Source organism: Ancylobacter sonchi (assembly GCF_018390695.1).
In the GTDB taxonomy this organism is placed as follows: domain Bacteria; phylum Pseudomonadota; class Alphaproteobacteria; order Rhizobiales; family Xanthobacteraceae; genus Ancylobacter; species Ancylobacter sonchi.
In genome coordinates this window covers 113,961-130,876 of record NZ_JAHBGF010000003.1, presented here as the reverse complement: position 1 = coordinate 130,876, position 16,916 = coordinate 113,961, and the positions used below count along the sequence as shown (strand labels likewise).

The window sequence follows — 16,916 nt, the reverse complement described above, 5'->3', positions numbered from 1 at the left end:
CGATGGCACCCGACGGAACGGCCCGCGACGGTGCCGGGGGCGCTTGAAGTCGAGGCTTTCGAGTGGACAAGGGCGACATCTTGGTGTCTACGACCGCGCGGTACGGGATTCATTCGACTAAGGAGCGCTTCTGATGAAAAAGGCCTTAATAACCGGCGTATCGGGACAGGATGGGTCTTACCTGGCGAAACTCCTGCTCGATAAGGGTTATGAGGTTATCGGGGCGATCCGGCGCAACTCCCACCCCGAGACGGCGCGGCTGCAGAAACTTGGTGTCGCCGACGACATCCGGCTGGTCGACTTCGATCTGAGCGAAGTGAACAACATCAATCGCCTGATCCGCGAGACGGAATTCGACGAGATCTACAATCTGGCCGCCCAGAGCTTCGTCGGCTCGTCCTGGGAGCAGCCGATCTATGCGGCGGACGTGAACGGGCTGGGCGTGGTGCGCATCCTCGATGCGATCCGCACCTATTCGCCGAACGCGCGGTTCTATCAGGCCTCCACCTCGGAAATGTTCGGGTTGGTGCGGGCGGTCCCGCAGAACGAGGACACCCCGTTCTACCCGCGCTCGCCCTATGGCGTCGCCAAGGTCTACGGCCACTACATCACCGTGAACTACCGGGAGTCCTTCGGCCTCCACGCGTCTTCGGGCATTCTGTTCAATCACGAGAGCCCGCTTCGCGGGTCGGAATTTGTCACCCGCAAGATCACGCTCGGCCTCGCCCGCTTCGCGCGCGGCGAGCATGTGCCGGTGGAGCTCGGCAATCTCGGGGCCCAGCGCGACTGGGGCTTTGCCGGCGACTATGTCGAAGGCATGTGGCGGATGCTGCAGCAGGAGAAGGCGGACGATTACGTCCTCGCGACGGGCGTCACCACCCCGATCCGGGACTTCGTGATCTACGCGGCGGAGGCGCTCGGCCTTGATCTTGAGTGGACCGGCTCGGCGGAGCAGGAGCAGGCGGTGGACCGCCGCTCCGGCAAGATCGTCGTCAAGGTGAATCCGAGGTTCTATCGTCCCGCCGAAGTCGAGCTGCTGCTCGGCGACGCGACCAAGGCCCGTACCAACCTTGGCTGGACCCCGAAGGTCACCATACGCCAGCTCGCTGAAATGATGGCGAAGTCGGATTACGACGACTGGCGCGCCTGAGATTATTTCTGCTGGCGCCAGAGTTCTCCACCTGGCCGCAGAGATCAGACACTTGCAGTGCCGCTTCCGCTTGCGGCGGCGGCACTGCAACCGCAGTCCCTATATCTGAGCGACAGCCCATCCTGCCTGCCCATCGGCATGCGGCCGAACAACGGGCGGGCATCACACTATCGGCTGGCCGCGCGGGGAACCGAGCCCCCGGATCGACGTCTTGGTGACCTGGGGCGCCTGCAGCTCGAAAGCGCGCCTCGCCCGGCAAGCCTCTGCCAAGTCCGCCATCGCCGAACGGGCAGCTTTCTGCCGTAGGCCAGGGTGCGGCCCACCGGTCGGCGGGGATGGTACCCGAGCGGTCATCGATCTCGTCCGGCGACGCCCCCCATCCACGTCGACACGTCCGCCTGGATCGCCTCGCCGCCCCCTCGCCGCCATCCGCATCGGGCCAACCGCGTGCGATCCATGAGCGGGAGCCTCTCCCGGCCTCGCGTGCGGCAGGCCGGCTATCGCCACCTCGCCGGCGTGATTACCACTGGGAGACAGGATGCCCTCCCGTGGATGGCCGGGGTGCCGGCGCCCGGCTATCTACCGCCCCGGATCGACAGTACCCGGAACGTCCAGCTCGAGCAGGGCAAGGCCCGCGCCCTTGGGACGCGGCCTGCGGGGCGTGGAGGCCGCATGGCGCCCCATATTCGCGCGCCGGCAGCCGCCCTTCCCGACGCAACTCCGGTCTTCTGCGCACGCCGCATCCTGCCGGCGGCGAAGCGCAGCCGCACACGGCCCCTCCCCGCGCCTACATCGAGGTCCGGCTGGGCAAGCACGTCACGGCGCCTCGTGGCGACGTCCGGCATCTCTGACGCGCCTCCTGCTGCCGAGAAGCGCCGCGGCAGAGCCACAGAGGCGCTCCCCGGTGGCGGAGAAGCCTCGCGCCCGTGTCGAGCCGGAGATGCCTTTCCCTGCCCGCCTCCGGCGATTTGCGGAAGGTGCATACGCCACGAACGTCACCACCGCGGGCCGGCGGGCGAGGCGCATAGGGGCGCCGCGAACGCATGAAGGAACAAGGCAGGGAGAAAACAGTCGCAGCCCCATTCCGGAATATCTTCCGGACGATCGGCAGTGCTAACTATGTGATTGATTTGAATGGCGGGAGTGACGGGGCTCGAACCCGCGACCTCCGGCGTGACAGGCCGGATGAAATCAAATGATTTCAACGGTCGATGATACGGATTCGCCCCTGCTTCGCCCTCGAAATCCGCAAAAGTGTCATGACTTGGGGTAGCCTAACGGGCACGAACCTGAGGCCTCTAAATTCTCAGAAGGTGGCCCTGCATGTGCAACCTCTACAGCCACAAATCGAACCTCGCCGCGATCACCGATCTGGTCGGCACGCTCCGCAATGGCGCAGGCAATCTGGCGCCACAGCCGGGCATCTATCCCGACTACCCGGCGCCGATCATTCGGATTGGCGAGGATGACGAACACGAGATTGTGATAGCTCGTTGGGGCATGCCGATATCGCAGGTCGTGCAGTTGGAAGCCGCCAAGAAGCGCGCCACCAAGCTAGAGGCGAAGGGCCAGGCCGTCGACTTCAAGGAACTGCTACGGATGGAGCCCGACAAGGGCGTGACGAACATCCGCAACACCACTAGCCGCCATTGGCAGCGCTGGCTCGGCGTCGAGCACCGCTGCCTGGTGCCGTTCACCAGCTTCAGCGAGCCACCGGCCGGGGCAAAAGGGCCGGACACTTGGGAATGGTTCGCCCTGTCGGCTCACGAGCCCCTAGCTTTCTTCGCGGGACTATGGACCACGTGGACAGGCGTGCGGAAGATCAAGGAGGGCGAGATCACGACCGACCTCTACGGCTTCTTGACGACGGAACCCAACGCCGTGGTTGGATCCGTCCACACCAAGGCCATGCCGGTGATTCTCACTACGGCAGAGGATCGCGACGTCTGGCTGCGCGCGCCGTGGGACGAAGCGAAGGCGCTTCAGCAGCCATTGCCAGACAATCAGATCGTGATCGTCGAGCGGCCGGCAGCGGCTTAGAACGGTGCGCTCTCAAGGCTACTCCAGCCCTTGGAACCCCGGCGGCCGTTCATACGGCATCTTCTCGATGGTCGCCGTCAGCTGCATATCCATAATGATGATCGCATAGTTGAGGAAGTCGCAGCCGAGATAGACGTTCGTCCCTATTGGCACGTCGCTCGCCCATTGGCGCACCAGATGGTGGAATTGCCGGAGGTCTTTCTGCATTTGCCGGGCTCCCGCCAAGCTGCGCTGTGTCCTCTTCACCATCGGCTAGCCCTCCCGCCGCCGATCGCGCAGCGAGCATGATAGGCGACCTCGCACATAGCCCCAACTGGCCTCCTGCTCGGCGGCATAGAGCGCAGCTTCCATGAACTGCCCGGCGATCAGCAGCGTTCGCACCGTCTCGCGCGCATCGCCGCCGCAGGCCGCGATGGCATCGTCGACATCGGCATCCGTAATAGCAAAAGGGGGCTGTTCGGCGGGCTGTGGCTCGCTCGTCATGGTCGGCTCCATCCGTTGATGGCCGGATTGATTCCATGAGAACAAAAATAGAACAAGCCTGACCCCGGTAGGGGTAGAACGCAGGCGGGGAATCGCCCATGAAGCGACTATGGAACCCTATGCTCTCGTAAATCGCCGCTTCGCCAAGGATGGCGACAAATGGGTCATGGCGCCCGAGAATCCGCCGGAGGATCTGAGGACATGGTCGGGCTGGTCGGCCTTCATTCCCCAGCCTTGGGAGGCGGTGAAGAAGAAGGGCGACACCGTCAAAATCGGCTTCCGCGCCGACTACATCGCGGTAGAGGGTGGGACCGTTGTCGCGGCGGGGTACAATGACCTTGAGACGATTGTGAAGGTGCTGCGGGGATAGGCCGACCTACCTTCCGGCTGCCCCAACAGGCGGCCCAACTCATCCTTCCGACCGGGCAATTATAGCGGAGTGACGAATGCAGTAATGGTGCCGGATGCCGGATCCAGCGCGCTTGTCGTCGGATTCACGGCATAGACGGTCACGGTGTCGTCGGCGGACACCGTGCCGCTCCAAGTGATACCCGATGCATAGCCAGTTCCAGACACCTCGACGCGATTGGGCGCGCCAGCGACCGCTCCTGTCACGGTGATGGTCGTCGGATCCCCCATCGATTTCGCTGGAATGCTTGGCTGATTATAAGTTTTTGATCCCACCAGGGGCTGTCGCATGTCACGGTCGCGCATCTCGTCGAAAAAATTCGTTGACGCCCGCATGACTGGCCCGATCGTCTTGGCCACACCACTCGTCTGACGGCTAAATCCCTCCATATAAAGCGGCCCCACAAGGCCGTCTGTCCCGTTTGGGCGGTCAGCAACGTCGTAGTTTCCAGCCGTGTTATTATAGCTATCGACCTTGATCGTTACTCTATTCGCCGTGCTCGTATTGTCGACCGGAGAAAAAGAGACTCCGTAGCGGCCATTGTTCGACGTTACGCCCTGGACAGTGACGTCCAGCATGTTCTCGCCATTGGGAGTAATGCGTACACCATCATTGAACGCATTGTGCACCTCGCACCAGCCCACCGAGCCACGCGACGACTTTTCGATCCACAGTGCATAGCCGCCTGAGTACGTATAGTTTCGCGACCGAACGACAGCCTTACCTATACTGAAGCGCTCCACATTGCGGATCGCAATGGCATCCTTGTTCCCCCAGCCCTGGTATTCTGGAAACGGCAGATCGCGGCCGGCATCTTCAACATAGACACTATCGATATGGATATCGGTGGTGGTGTGATGGTCAGCGTCATCCGCCTTGAAACCGCAGCCGTGGGGAGCTAGGAGGACCAGTTGTCCGAAGTGGATCCGATTGTTGCGGATGTCCAGGCCGTAGCCAATGCGGATCTCATGCTCCAAGGCTCCGCGCCCCCGGAAATAGCCCACATGAAAATCCTGCACACCCGACAACAGCATGCCGTTTGCGCCGGTGATCAAGCCATTCTCGTTGAGCGTGCGCGTCTGATCTTCGTAAGCGACGCCGTCTATGTCCGCGTAGTGGAGAGCGCCCCCATAGACCAGGTTCGGATTGAATCCGACAAGGCAACGCTTGCTGATCAAGCTGCCGATGATCGGATTGGTGCAGTCGTACATTTTGGCCCCGACACGAAAGAAATCGGTCTCAATGCTCTGCACGAACGGCGAAGTGCCCTCAAGCGTGACTGCCGCCCACCTGCGATCTGCATCATCGCCCCCGACCGGAAGATTGTTGTTGTAATCGGCGCTGACAAGCCTAGCCCTGCCAACCCTAACACCAGACTTAATATTCAGCCCTATGGTGACCTGATTTATTCCTGCCGCCAAGTAAATATCAACGAGATTGCACTCCGTTCCCGAACTTAAAGTTAGAAGCCCGAGTCCGCGATCTTGAGAAGCCTGAGAGAAGGTGGGAACGAACTTCGCACCGTCTTCGGCTCGAATTACAGCCCCTACGCGTGTGGTGATCGGCGAATTGAATTCATAAAACTTCGCCGGCATCTGAATCTGCGCCTTCGTGAAGGCGAACATCTCCGCGATATCGGCGAACATGGCCGGCGTGATGGTATCTTCCGCATTTTCCCAACGCCGGGCATTGATGTTGGTCAGGAACTGTCCGGCCAACAGCGCCCCGCTATTAGCTATCTCTTTTGCTCGGAAACCACCTTCACCGTCCGCACGGGACTGCAAGACAAGCTCGATCGCGTCATCCGGAACAGATAGGGAGCCGACACCGGCAATGGAGGGAAGAATAACCTGATGCGATATTCCGGAATCATTGATTGCACCACCTACGGTGCCCGACGGATACGCAACTCCTGCGCCCAAGCCGACCAAACCAGCCCCTTTCGCCGGATCGGTGGCATCCGCCAGATCCGTATAGATGTCAGGCATGGCTGTCTCCTACGCCGCCAAGGACATATTACCCTAGTACCGAGCACTGGCCGGTGTCGAGGGAGATGCCATCCGCGGTACATTAGGTAAGAGCGGCCAAGCGCTGAATGGCGCCACAGGTGACGATAGCGTGCGCCGGGACCTCACCATACCTCAGCCAAGCGACGGGCGGCGTTGTGCCGAACGTCCGCACGACAAAGCCAGGCAGGGCATCGCGGCACAATTTTTATCGACTCCCGGTCCGCGGTGAAGCACCATGATGCGGGTGTGGGGGAGCGCGGTGGCTATTCAGAAGGCACTTATCGAGATTCACGGTGAGGTCTGCACGATGGATATCATCGAGCTCGAGGGCACGCCTTGGCTGGTTCCGCAATGGTATGAGCTATTGCCGTCGGAGCGCTCCAGGCCTGAGCGACTAGTTCGTACACCTCTTGAGCCGATCGAACATCCTCACGCAAAATACCGCGTGGTATCGCCAATACCGGTATCTGTCTTATTCGGAAGCCCCACGCCAGAGGAAGCCACGGAGTTCGAAATTCGTTGGCTGCCAGAGGTAATCTTCACCAACAAGCGTTAGAGCAACCAATTCCGTACACCCGATCCGGCACACAAAAAAGCCCCGCCCGGCCTCCGAAGAGGGCGAGCGGGTGAACAGTGAGAATGACAACTAGACCCGGATCACCTCGACTGTGTATGCTTCCAACGTGATGCTCCCATCAGCAGACGCCAGTTGGCCAGTGAGTGTGACGCTCCGGTCAACGTTGGTACTGACGCTCTGGGTCAGAACCCCCACGCTCGACGCGCCAAACGCCGATAGAGCAGGAGCAGCGGCCACTTGGTGGAATTCCGTGTCCCTTTCTCGATTGTAAATTTGGACCTGCAGCCTCGATGAAGATGAGGTCGTGGCGGAAACATTGCTGAAATATTCCGGCCCAAATCGAACGCGCATATTCTTCGAATTTGAGCTATTATCATGACTCCAAAGCGACGTAACCCGGATGGAGTCGTTGGGCTTAAGTGTATTTGCTGGTATATTTATTGTTGCCAAAACCGTCTGAACGGTTGTTCCGGTAAGATTTACTGAAACAGAACTCTGACCGGCAACGACAATCCCCCGGGGGCCTGACACATATTCCCAAATCGCGTCGGTAGCGTTGTACATGTACAGTCCCCGACCATACCCACCCCATCCGTTGGCGCCTACAGTGCCGTTGGAAAACGCGATATCGCCATCTGCCGGGCTAGTCGTTGGGACTTCATCGAGCGAGGCAAGATCCAAGCGATCGGCAGAGACTGTTTGGGCATATAAACGTTGCCACGGGGTCGACGATGTTCCAAGAGTTAGCTCGTTTGCATTGGGAGAGCCCACCTGATTTCCGCGAAACTGTAAGGTGCCGGCCGCACTCTTCCATTGAGCCGAGACACCTCCCGCCTCGAAGAAGTTACCAGCTCCAGTGTTAATTCCGTACTCGTCGAGATTAGGCGTTGTTGTACGACTAAAATCACGCTCTATAATTACAGTATTGTAATCGCTATCCGAGACTTCCCAATACTTTGTGGCACCGCTGATCGATATCACGCGAATATAATTTCGATCCGAGCCTGGATTGATATAGATTGGGTATGTATTAGTGCTGGGATAGCCAACTATAGCGACTCCGTGCACCTTCATGCCGGTTGTGCCGCCAGACAACATTATGAACCGCTTGCTCGTCACGTCGACACGCGCACTATCTACGGTAATCTGCGACAATCCGACAGAGCAGTTAGTTGTTTTGCTAGACCCAAGAAAGTTTAGGCAATTTATCGCCTCTCCGGACCCAAAATGGCTGTCGGTCGCACCCCAGTCAGCCTCCCGGCCGAATGCAACTGCGTAGGTGCAATTCTCACAACGCCAAGCGTGATACTTGCAGAAGCGATTTCCGTCTTTGAATTGAATGCCGTATCCTATGCCATTGCGAATGTCCTTGGCATAGACCTTCATCACATCGACATACCACATCTCGTGGATTAGGCACCCAATTCCGGCCCCCTGTGGTCCGGCGATAACAGACAGATCCTCAATAAGGCCATGCCTATAAGTACCTAAGTTGTCGGGCACTGGTGTATAAGCCATGAACCCAGCCGACCCACCGGTGGCCGCCCAGTCGGTGATATGAGTTGCTCCACCAAAGCGCCAGTTGGAGCAGTTCCTTACAACGACACCGTGCGATCCCTGCGCCGTTACGCTCGCCCTGCCGTTTAGTTGCAATCCATTTATCGTAAAATCTGATAATTCTCGAAATTCGATAAAATTATCATCGCTCTCAAAGTATCCGTTAATTACGGCTCCATCCGAAAATGTGATTGAAAATGGCGCATTCCCGCTTCCAGATGAATAAATCCTCCATTTCGTCTTAATTTTATAGACGCCCGCCGGGATGAACCCGTGCCCACCGTTCGCAATCAGCTCTGCAGCGAATGCATTCAGTCCCGGCGCACTATCGTCGTCATCCGGCGTCGTAAAATCAGCCAGCGAGAGTGTGTACTGATAGTTCCTCGCTTGATCCAATAACGCACCGCCTACCGTGCCAGGAGCGTACGCCAGTGCAGAATTATAGGCGACAAGTCCGGCGCCTTTGGTAGCGTCGGTCGAATTCGCGAGGTCCTCGTAGATATCCGGCATGCCGGTCTCCTCTCCCAATCTTGTTGCGTGCGGACGATATTACCCTCCTACTGCGAATGTCGAGCGACAGAAAGTGCTCGGCTTGCAGCACCTTCCGGTTTTCAAAGCATCGAAACATTCGACTTGATCACAGGCAGTGAGGATAGTCGCAGCGAACACTCGCAGCTCTGCAACATCGCCTATGACGGCATTGTGCCGCCTCTCAACCTGCAGCCGCCCTGTTGGTTCATCGAACACTGCGCGATCAGCAGCGGCAACAACCAGCACCCGGGCCTGGTGGAGGCAATCATAGCGCGCATGAAAGATCTCGATCGCGGCATCATAGGTCGAGCGAGTACGTTCACTGCTTGAGGACATGCGCCCGGATCCCCGCCCAGATCACGATGAGCACGCCGCCGGTGAGGATAGCGAGCACGGTATAGCCGATCTTCGCCGCCGCCCCGTCTGTCGCCCTTCGCCAGCGCCGCAGGAACCAGAAATCCTTGCGCGATTCCTCGCGATCCTCCTTGTCCTCGAGATAGAGGCCGGCATCGGCAAAGCCGCGCCGGACCGCCTTCTCGATCAGGTCGGTAAGCTCCTCTCGCGAGACGGACAGGACAACGGTTTCGGTCGGCTCGTTCCGCATCGGCTATGCCCCGAGCGGCTTGCGAGCCACCCACCGGCCATAGAGCACGGTGCCGGCACCGACGATGGCCGTCAGCTGCGAGGTCAAGCTGTCGACGCTTGGCGGCGCGCCGTCGGCGAAGTCAAGCCCGAGCGAGTAGATCCCGCCGACCAAGGCGAGCAGCGCGCCCAGCGTCACCCGCGACAGGTACCACGGCTCATTGTTCGTCTGGTTGATGATGGTGTCGGTAGCCGCCCTGGCCACCTCCTTGGCGATCACCGCGGTGTCGGCGCCGCCGAGCCCGGATGCGGTCTGCGCCACCGCCTGGTGCGTCGCTGCGGCGATGGCGGGCATCAGTTGGGCAAGCACGGCCGTGGCGGCCTTGTCGGACGCAAGCATGTCGTTCCTCTCTGATGGGAGATGCCCCTGGGCTCAGAAAATTTGCCCGAGGTGAAACCAATTCGGCCGCAGGCCGGTTGGCACGGATATGAAACCGGCCCCTTTAGGAGGCGAAGATGGAATGTGAGACCAAGACAAACTACCTGCGCCGATTTGAAGCCGGCGGCAGCGATGCAATGTGGATCGCGATCAAAGACCGTTGTCCGACGCAAAAGGAGCGACAGGACGAGCTCGAGAGATTGGAGGCCGACGGGTGGTTTGTGTTTCGCGAGTACAAAACGTCCGATGTCGGTCGAGAGCTTGATGGAGCCGCTTTCGCCCGTCCCGCACACTGATGGATTCTGTGCGCCTCACGCGGCCATGCTGACCGGCCGGGCGTCGGTCGACCGGGCCTTGGGCAGTGAGGTGGAGTATGATGTGGCGAACTGGTCCGCCTCGGCAGTGCGGCGGGACAGGATTTCGGTGGGTTTTCGCCACATAAGGATGGCGGCACGGATCCGGGCGGGTGTGTCGCCGGTGTTGATGCGCTTGACGAAGGTGGCTCCCGCGAAGCCGGTGGGCCCGATGTTGTAGCAAAGCGACCCCAGCGCATCGAACTGGTGGTCTGCCAACCCTACCTTGATGGCGTCGCGCACCGCGTCCTCGTATTTGACGATGTCGCGGGCGAAGATGGCGTCGGCTTCCGCCGCGGTGATCGTCAGACCGGCATAGGGGACCGGCGCGCCGGCGCCAGAGGTGTGGCCGATGCCGATAGTCCAGACACCGACGCTATCCTTGTATGCCGTGAGCTTGCGCCCCTCGCGGGCGATCAGCGCCGCCAGCCCTATGGCGCTCATGCTCTGGCGCGCCGGCGCCGGCGACGGTGCGGCGGCATTCAGGGCTACCAGTGCGGCAGCGAGTGCCTTCTCGGTTTTGGGACCGGCGATGCCGTCGGGATAGAGGCCGGCCGCACGCTGGAAGGCAACAACTGCGGCCTCCGTCATCTTACCCCACTGCCCGTCGATGGCCCCCGGCGCATAGCCGAGCGCCGTCAGCTGCGTCTGCAGCTCACGTGTGTTCATGTTCGTGCTCCAGAAATAAAAAACGCCGCCTTGAAGGGCAGCGTGGTGGGGTGCACAGTCTACCGATGGCCTGCTGGAAAACACCGAGCCTCAGCAGGTCTGGCCGGGCATACGGACCGTGCCCGGCCACCACCTTCAGGGATGGCCTGTAGCCCGCTACGCCCCGAGCGCATTGGGCGCAGGTCTAGGCCGGACGCGTTTTGAGCCAGCGCGTCCGGCCGTCTGCGGTCCGGGGTCAGCATTTGCGCCGCGATCAAACTTGCTACGAAAACACACACAGTCATAGAACGTTTGCGTTGCAACACGCCCGCGCACCCGCATAGACTGCAAGGTATCCACGTAATTGACCTTGGGTGAGGGGAATGCCGAAGAGCGCGCCCGATATCGACGCCATCATCAAGAAGATCGACGCGGCCGTGATCGCCGAACAGGAGGCGAACGGCGGTGAGTTCGGTCCTGCCACCGAGATCGGCCCTCTCAACGAGGCTCTGGTTGAGGCCGTGAAGGCCGCGCTCTACGTGCTGAAGACGGTGATGGCCGACACCTCCAATGCCGTCGGCGTGGGCGAAGGCTAAGCGTCAGCACCTAAAACCTCTGCCGATTACGTGATGCCGTAACGGGTCTTCAGGTAGCCTTCCAACTGGGCGAGATAGGCCGCGTTCGCCGTCTTGGTGAGATCGCGGTTGATGATGCCGGAGAGGCCGTAGCGCACCGCAAAGGTCGACGAGCCGTTGAGGAGGCTGCCCATCTGGCTGATCGCGGCCGGACGGTTGATCGCTCCTCCAGCGGCGCTGTTGCCCCGCTGAACGCCGTCCTGGCGCAGCGTGAGGCCGCGCTCGGCGGAATAGCTCATCATCACCAAGTGCGGCACGTCGACCGTCACCTCTACGCCGGTCATCGCGGTGGTGGTGAAGCCGCCCGAGAACTGACGCACGACCAGCAGATGGGTGGTCGACTGGATGGCGAGAGAGAATGAGCGCTGGCCCACCGTCGCAGAGGTCAGGGGATCCCAGATGTAAGGCGCGGTAGCAGCGGTGCGCAGGAGCGTCGCGAACACCGTGAAATCGCCGACATTGACGTTGGCATCGACATAGTCTTCCGAGTTGATGAGCACCCCGCCACTGGAGCCGGGAGCGAAGGCCGGCTGGCCATTCGGGAAGGTCTGGCCAGGGCTCGGCGGGGCACCGGTCGGATTGCGCAGCGGGGCCCCCTTGCCGACGGCGGCGCGGTTGAGCAGTCCATCCGACGTTGCATATTCCGGCTGCACCATCACCAGCCAGTCGGGAATGCCGGCGAGCGCCACCCCCTCCGGGCTGCGAGAAACGCGCGCGCCATTCCAGTTCGGAAGCTCGGTGGGCAGTTTAAGCAGGGAGCGCATGAGTAGTCCTCAGGTGACGTTGATTACGGCAGGGATCAACCAGTTAGGGGAAAGCGAGCCGTCATAGCTGCTGACCTCGGGAGCGCTGTCGCGGACATTGCCGCGCGGGACGGTGGCGGCGGTGCGCCCGCCCGAATGGCCGCTCCAGGCGTAGCGCACGGCAAGCCCGGCTCCCGTCGGGGCCGAGGCCAGGGTCAGCACGACCTTGCCAATGCCGGTCGCCGATCCGTCATCCGCGATGGTGGCGCTGGAGATGGTGTAGGTACCGGCACTGTCCTGCACCACGAAGCCCTTCACGTCCCGTTCCGGCACCTGCACGGTGTCGAACACCATGGGCGCGACCGGCACGTCGATCTCCACCGTGATGTCGAGCCCGGAGCGGCTCGCCGTCATCATGTCGAGCACCTGGCTCTTGGCGCTCGCCGTCCAACACACCTGCTGGTAGGCCCGCGCGACATCCTCGCCGATCTCGTGATAGCCGGGGCCGGTGAAGTGGATGTAGTCGGTGTGGTAGTGCGCCAGGTGCGGGTAGTCGGCACCCGAGAGGTGGAACAGCGGGTTCTCGCGGTGCAATTCGCGCATGGCCGTCACGGCCCGCTTGTTGCTGTCCGTGTTGCTGTAGCTGGACGGCATCTGCATGATGAACGGGATGGCCGCCGCCTGATCGGTGACGGCACGCAGACGCCTGTCGTAAGCCGCCTGCCAGGTGACGAGGTCGGCCTTGTAGGTGAGGCTGCTGGCGTCCGCCTCGCCATGCTTGAGGATGATGGCGTCCACCACCACCGACCAGCCCTGTGCCGCCGCCAGCTCCTTGGCCCTGGTCACGGCGGTGATGACGTTCTCGAAGCAGGGCGTGCCTTCCGCCATGGCGGCATAGGCGGTGTCACCCTGTCCCGAGCAGATGTAGAGCGTCCTGACCAGGTGAGCCGGGATCGCCGTCTCCACCTCGTCGGCGAGCGTGAACGCCATGCTCTCCAGCAGCGTCTGGACATATTGCGTGCTGGTCACCGACGGCTTGGGCGTCAGCGGCTCGAACCCGATGATCTCGGATCCCGAGATGGCCGTCACGGCTGTAGGCGAGCGGCCGAGACGCACGTCAGTATAGCCCGACAGGCTCAGCATCAGCGCGCCATCGCGGGTCTGGCCGGTAAGCGTCGGGTTGACGTCACTGTGGCTGCCTTCAGCGAGCGACTGGCCAATCAGCACGGCGATGTGCAGGACCCGCCGCTCGGCGGGAAACAGCCAGGGCAGGTCCGGCACGACCTTGTAGGCCGTGGCCGGTCCGATCGAGGGCATGTTGATGATGGCCGTGACGTAGTCGTCAGAGACGGCGTAGGTAGCTAGCACGGACTTGCTGCCCATCTCGTGCAGCAGGTAGTCGGTCTGCCCGATCGCGCGGAGCTGTGTGCCAGATACATAGGGCTTCAGGTAGGTGTCCGGGCCGGATTCTGTGCCGTATTTCTGCAGTTCGGCGTAGTCCGACGATAGGAGCACCGCCGGCTCATCGTCTAGCGACGAGGCGAAATCATATTCGGTGACGATGGAGACGCCGAGCATGTTGCCGGAGAGATCAAATTGCAGCATCCGGGCGCCGTCGGCACTGATGAGCTGCGTGACGCTCTCGACCATCGCGGTCGCAAAGTCCTTCTCCGTAGAGACCACGACCGGGCCGAGCATGGTGTTGACGTCGGCCGGCGTCATGATGCCGGCGGTGGCGCCGGCGGCGATCTGCTCGGAGGTGGCGCGCGGCGCGGTGAGCGTCACGGGACTGTCGAGCGTCCCGCCGCCCGACAACAGGCCGGCTGCCGATACGGTGACGGACTTGTCGGCCTTCAGGGCGACGGCCTCAGCCGCAGCGTTCGCCGTGGTGGTGGCAGTATCCGCAGCATCAGACGCGGCGTTCGCGGTTGTGGTGGCAGCCGCCGCCTGTTCGGTGGCGTTGTTCGCCGCAGCCTCGGTAGCCTCCAGACCATCGAGGATCGTGGCGATCGCCGCCGGGTCGCCGGTTCCGGCCAGGGCGGCGTTGATGTTGGCCTCAACCACCCCTGTCCAATCGCGGATTTCCGGCTTCTTGGGCTCGCACGGCTTGCTCGCCGGATTGCCAAGTTCGTTGAAGTCGCGCCAGATCGTGGCGCCACCCCCATGCGGGAAGTCGACCATGATGATGTCCAATAAAAAAGCCGCCTTGCGGCGGCCGTTGGCGGGAGGGTGGCAAGAAGATCAGGGCTCTTCTTCGATGGCGATCGGGTTGCCCAGGCAGGGAACCCGGGCGCTCTCCTTCGAGCTCCCATTGATCGAGGCGACGAAGAAGTAATAATCGTCCGGGTCGAGATCCTCGATCTCGCGGCTACCGGATGAGGAGGGGGCGCCCCAGGCCGGCGGGCTCAGCAGGGTCGCGAGCGCCGGGTTCGACGTCGTGCCCTGGTAGATCCTCACACCCTTGAAATTGCTATTGTTTGGCGCATTCCAGAGCACTTCGACACCGTCGGTACCGGAGAGGTTGACGCGAACGAAGGTCGGCACGTCCGGCGGTGTCGGGTCGGACTCCGTCCTCACGCCCGGCACCGTGGTCCAGTTCGATGTCGGTGTCCGCCAGCGCACCCGAAGGTCGTAGAGGGTGTTGTCGGCGACGGTTTCGGCAACGGCCTTGCGGTACTTTTCAGTGCCACTCTTGACCATGGTGATATCGGTCCACTGGTCGGTGCCCGCCGGCGAGATCTGCGCCTGAGCGGTCGACGACGGCCGCGGCAGGGTGCTCCATGTCATTTCCAGTGTCGGCACATAGGAGCCGGCGCTTACCTCGCGCGCACCGGTGATGACGACGACGTCCGCCGGCGGGTCGACGGCCGCCGAGGAAAGCGGTTCCGGCACCGGCGGCGCCTCACCTTCTTCGGTCGCCGGATCGAAGGCATAGGCCTCGGCGCCCATCGCCACGACCTGAAAGGTGAATTCCTTGCTGTTGGTATCGAATTCGACGCTACGCACCTTGAAAGGCAGGTCGACCTCGGCCTCGGCAATCTGGAAGCGCACCCACCGCTTGCCCCAGGCGCGGATCGCGGGGAAGGCGCAGCGTATCCACCCCTGCAGTTCCGAACCCGCCTCGGCTGCCGCGATCTTGGCGATGCGCCGCGCGTGATTGTGATGCTCGATCTCGAACGCCTCGATGGGAAGCTTCTTGCGCTGCCCGGAGAACGAGATGTCGTCTTCGTTCCGCCATGGGTCCATGTCGGCCTCGGCATAGTCGGCGGCGACATGGCTGTACTTGACGCGAACCTCGTTCGCCTCGCGCAGCGGCCCGGAACTGTCGCTCAGATTATAGTCGAGGATCAGGCGATCGGGGATCGTGACGTCCGGCTCGACATACATGCCGGCGTCGATCGCCAGCTTCCCGTCGCCGACGAGATCGATGATGCCATCCATCGCCGTGAGCAGCCGCTTGATCGGTCCGGCCGGCGTTTCATCGAACGACCACGACAGGCCACCATGATAGCGCGGAATGGTGCCGCCAGCCTTGATCGGCACCGCCTGGTCGCAGAGATTGGCAGCGGCGGCGAGGCGGGCATTGTCGATGTATTCCGGCGCGATCTGCGCCCCATCCTCGCGTGTGAGGTATTCGGCCAGATGCAGGGCGAGGTTGCGCGTCCATACCGACGTCCCCGTGCGCGGGTCATAGCAGCTTCCCATGCGACCGATCCGGTTCACCGTCGGGACGCGGTTCGGGTAGACCTTACCGACGTCATCCTGATCGACCGGATGGCACTGCATGTAGGAAAGCGCGATGCCGCGCCCGCGATGATCAGCCGTCCACCCCCCGGGGAAGGCGCCAATAAGATCGTCGAAGGCGGTCTGATCGACCGTCCCCGGCCGGTCCTGCACGCGGATGACGTTGGCCGGATAGGGCTCGCCACTTGCCCATCCCGACCCGTCGAGCTCGACCTCGTTATTGTCGATGAAGGTCTTTTCCCACCCATCGACGACGGTGTCGCCATGGGCGAGCACCTGGTGCAGCGTGCCGTTCTTCACCTCGGCGAATAGCCAGCTGCCACCCACGCGCCGGCGGCCGAGATGCCCCATGCGCGAGGGAATATCCTGCTTGTAGGTACCGGAGATATCCGACGGCGTCGGCGCCGAGGACTTCGAACCGAACAGCGCACCTATGCCATAGGTGATTCCTGCGGTGATCGCCGCCGAGGCGATGGTGCCCAGCGCCGTCAGCCCTCCGGCGGCAGTGCCGAATGCCGGACCGAGCGACAGCACCAGCGCGGTCGAAAGCGGCTCGGCCTTCACAGGACGGGGCGCCGCGACGAGCACGGTCAGCAGCGCCGTCGACGCTAGCAGCAGGCGACGCAGTTTCATCGAAGGCTCCAGGCTATGACATGGCGGGCACGAAAGCGGGCAATGCCCTCGGGGCTCTTGCCGATCCACCGGCCGCCACCGAGCGCGATAGCACCGACGATGACATCACCGGCCCGCGCCAGGCCGACGTCGCCGAGGATAGGTTCGAAGGTCCGGCGCGCGCCTGCCTCGCGCATCGCCGAACGCACCACGCGCAAGAGGCCGCCCCGCTCGGCGAGGCGGGCGCGGCACCCCTCTTCGTCGTGATAAGTGCCACGCCAGCTGGCCGCCGGGTCGAGGCCGTGATTGAGCCGCCACCAGTCGGCGACGATCAGGATGCAATCCCGCTCGCCCCACACATGCGGGTGGCGCGCGAGCTCGCGCAGATAGGACGCCAGCATTGC

General features: G+C 62.1%; 17 protein-coding genes. 6 read left to right on the top strand and 11 right to left on the bottom strand.

Annotated elements, in window-relative coordinates:
- Positions 1 to 130 precede the first annotated feature (130 nt).
- Together gmd and KHC28_RS00860 are read left to right on the top strand one after the other, a co-directional pair.
- Entirely contained in the window at positions 131 to 1,150 is a 1,020-nt protein-coding gene (gmd, locus tag KHC28_RS00865) for a GDP-mannose 4,6-dehydratase (RefSeq protein WP_214006504.1), read from the top strand.
- A gap of 1,323 nt (positions 1,151 to 2,473) precedes the next feature.
- Positions 2,474 to 3,190: an SOS response-associated peptidase gene (locus KHC28_RS00860; protein ID WP_214006452.1), complete on the top strand. Its 717-nt coding sequence runs from the start codon at positions 2,474 to 2,476 to the stop codon at positions 3,188 to 3,190.
- Positions 3,191 to 3,208: 18 nt separating this feature from the next.
- Here KHC28_RS00860 and KHC28_RS00855 read toward each other — a convergent pair whose 3' ends face one another.
- On the bottom strand, positions 3,209 to 3,397 hold the full coding sequence (locus KHC28_RS00855) for a hypothetical protein (RefSeq protein ID WP_214006451.1): 189 nt from the start codon (positions 3,395 to 3,397) through the stop codon (positions 3,209 to 3,211).
- 45 nt (positions 3,398 to 3,442) lie between these two features.
- On the bottom strand, positions 3,443 to 3,673 hold the full coding sequence (locus KHC28_RS00850; RefSeq protein WP_214006450.1) for a hypothetical protein: 231 nt from the start codon (positions 3,671 to 3,673) through the stop codon (positions 3,443 to 3,445).
- Between the two features lie 109 nt (positions 3,674 to 3,782).
- Here KHC28_RS00850 and KHC28_RS00845 point away from each other — a divergent pair, with 109 nt between their 5' ends.
- Positions 3,783 to 4,043: a hypothetical protein gene (locus KHC28_RS00845; RefSeq protein WP_214006449.1), complete on the top strand. Its 261-nt coding sequence runs from the start codon at positions 3,783 to 3,785 to the stop codon at positions 4,041 to 4,043.
- Positions 4,044 to 4,102: 59 nt separating this feature from the next.
- On the opposite strand, the gene KHC28_RS00840 is transcribed toward KHC28_RS00845, so the two are convergent.
- Positions 4,103 to 6,070, bottom strand: a complete 1,968-nt coding sequence (locus KHC28_RS00840; RefSeq protein WP_214006448.1) for a hypothetical protein — start codon at positions 6,068 to 6,070, stop codon at positions 4,103 to 4,105.
- Between the two features lie 667 nt (positions 6,071 to 6,737).
- Positions 6,738 to 8,735 carry a hypothetical protein gene (locus KHC28_RS00835; protein ID WP_214006447.1) on the bottom strand — a complete coding sequence of 666 codons (1,998 nt, stop codon included), beginning with the start codon at positions 8,733 to 8,735 and terminating at the stop codon, positions 6,738 to 6,740.
- A gap of 123 nt (positions 8,736 to 8,858) precedes the next feature.
- Here KHC28_RS00835 and KHC28_RS00830 point away from each other — a divergent pair, with 123 nt between their 5' ends.
- Positions 8,859 to 9,086, top strand: coding sequence for a hypothetical protein (locus KHC28_RS00830; RefSeq protein WP_214006446.1), 228 nt, complete (start codon positions 8,859 to 8,861; stop codon positions 9,084 to 9,086).
- Here the strand turns inward: KHC28_RS00830 and KHC28_RS00825 are convergent.
- Positions 9,076 to 9,360, bottom strand: coding sequence for a hypothetical protein (locus tag KHC28_RS00825; protein WP_214006445.1), 285 nt, complete (start codon positions 9,358 to 9,360; stop codon positions 9,076 to 9,078). The two genes, KHC28_RS00830 and KHC28_RS00825, sit on opposite strands and share 11 nt — an antisense overlap.
- Positions 9,361 to 9,363: 3 nt before the next feature.
- Positions 9,364 to 9,738, bottom strand: a complete 375-nt coding sequence (locus tag KHC28_RS00820; protein ID WP_214006444.1) for a hypothetical protein — start codon at positions 9,736 to 9,738, stop codon at positions 9,364 to 9,366.
- A gap of 116 nt (positions 9,739 to 9,854) precedes the next feature.
- Between KHC28_RS00820 and KHC28_RS00815 the strand changes: the two genes are divergently transcribed.
- Positions 9,855 to 10,073: a hypothetical protein gene (locus KHC28_RS00815; RefSeq protein ID WP_214006443.1), complete on the top strand. Its 219-nt coding sequence runs from the start codon at positions 9,855 to 9,857 to the stop codon at positions 10,071 to 10,073.
- Between the two features lie 15 nt (positions 10,074 to 10,088).
- Here the strand turns inward: KHC28_RS00815 and KHC28_RS00810 are convergent, their stop codons facing one another.
- Positions 10,089 to 10,799, bottom strand: coding sequence for a glycoside hydrolase family protein (locus KHC28_RS00810; protein WP_214006442.1), 711 nt, complete (start codon positions 10,797 to 10,799; stop codon positions 10,089 to 10,091).
- A gap of 362 nt (positions 10,800 to 11,161) precedes the next feature.
- On the opposite strand from KHC28_RS00810, the gene KHC28_RS00805 reads away from it, so the two are divergent.
- Positions 11,162 to 11,374: a hypothetical protein gene (locus tag KHC28_RS00805; RefSeq protein ID WP_214006441.1), complete on the top strand. Its 213-nt coding sequence runs from the start codon at positions 11,162 to 11,164 to the stop codon at positions 11,372 to 11,374.
- Positions 11,375 to 11,400: 26 nt separating this feature from the next.
- On the opposite strand, the gene KHC28_RS00800 is transcribed toward KHC28_RS00805, so the two are convergent.
- Genes KHC28_RS00800 through KHC28_RS00785 form a run of 4 tightly spaced genes read right to left on the bottom strand, consistent with a single transcriptional unit; the run spans position 11,401 to position 16,913 of the window.
- Positions 11,401 to 12,177: a hypothetical protein gene (locus KHC28_RS00800; protein ID WP_214006440.1), complete on the bottom strand. Its 777-nt coding sequence runs from the start codon at positions 12,175 to 12,177 to the stop codon at positions 11,401 to 11,403.
- 9 nt (positions 12,178 to 12,186) lie between these two features.
- Entirely contained in the window at positions 12,187 to 14,337 is a 2,151-nt protein-coding gene (locus KHC28_RS00795) for a hypothetical protein (protein ID WP_214006439.1), read from the bottom strand.
- 60 nt (positions 14,338 to 14,397) lie between these two features.
- Positions 14,398 to 16,533: a phage tail protein gene (locus tag KHC28_RS00790; protein ID WP_214006438.1), complete on the bottom strand. Its 2,136-nt coding sequence runs from the start codon at positions 16,531 to 16,533 to the stop codon at positions 14,398 to 14,400.
- Positions 16,530 to 16,913 carry a DUF6950 family protein gene (locus tag KHC28_RS00785; protein ID WP_214006437.1) on the bottom strand — a complete coding sequence of 128 codons (384 nt, stop codon included), beginning with the start codon at positions 16,911 to 16,913 and terminating at the stop codon, positions 16,530 to 16,532. Before KHC28_RS00785 ends, KHC28_RS00790 begins: the two co-directional genes overlap by 4 nt.
- Positions 16,914 to 16,916: the final 3 nt, after the last annotated feature.